We start from the raw sequence: 751 nt of genomic DNA, 5'->3' as shown, positions 1-751 counted from the left end.
TCGAGAACGTCGAGATCTACTCAGACCAATCGAATATGCCCGTTGTCCGGCATCCTGGTCGCAAGTTCCCGGGATTGCTTGTGCAAGGCGACACTCTTCATGCGCTATGCGCCCAGTCTGCCGTGGCGCTCTCAGATAGTCCTGACGCAGTAGATGAGCTTCGTGACCTACACAGCACGCTGCTCGCTATGCTTGAGCACTATAAGTCCGTACTTGATGAGCATCAGATCAGCCTCCCTTTCGTGGAGACGCCTGATGCCTAACAGTTCATTCAAGCCGAACCCGCCACGCGGGTCGGCTTAATTCCGCAGTTAGGCCCATGACTATTTATGCCCTTCTGCCCGAGATTGATGCCGCAAGGCGGCGCGGCGCCATGGTTATTCTCAAGTGGGATGGAGAGAGGAACCAAAACGTCTCTACAGTCGTCATCACTCATCAACAGAGCGATTTCGTCTGGCGCAAGGACAGCGACAATGTGGTTACTGCACTGCACGAGGCAATAAAGGCGTTTGACGCCCACTGCCCGCCTTAAGCAATCCAGGTATCTTCAAATGGCTTCGACTAGTTATTGCGGGGCCTAACAGTTTATTCAAGCCGAACTCGCTTCGCGAGTCGGCTTAATTCCGGAGTTAGGCTTTAGAGTGAATCGCCCCGTCTTTCCCGGAGGCTCCAAACCTTGAGAGGATGGAGCCATGAGCAACAGATTGACGAGGTACGCACCCGAGGTGCGTGAGCGGGCGGTGCGGATGGT

Annotated in this window: 2 protein-coding genes; both read left to right on the top strand. The window is 54.9% G+C overall.

All coding sequences use genetic code 11. The annotated features are described in order from the left end of the window. The coding region (locus tag ACVOLQ_RS22445; protein ID WP_481529355.1) for a DUF6959 family protein at positions 1-263 on the top strand (263 nt) is incomplete at its 5' end. 56 nt (positions 264-319) lie between these two features. After that, positions 320-532, top strand: coding sequence for a hypothetical protein (locus tag ACVOLQ_RS22440; protein WP_481529354.1), 213 nt, complete (start codon positions 320-322; stop codon positions 530-532). Positions 533-751: the final 219 nt, after the last annotated feature.

It is taken from the genome of Stenotrophomonas sp. STEN031 (assembly GCF_056759975.1).
This window is presented reverse-complemented; position numbering and strand designations above follow the sequence as displayed.

Bases quoted from the DNA above. Each gene is read 5' to 3' on its own strand.
- ACVOLQ_RS22440 (WP_481529354.1), top strand. From the start codon at position 320: ATGACTATTTATGCCCTTCTGCCCGAGATTGATGCCGCAAGGCGGCGC.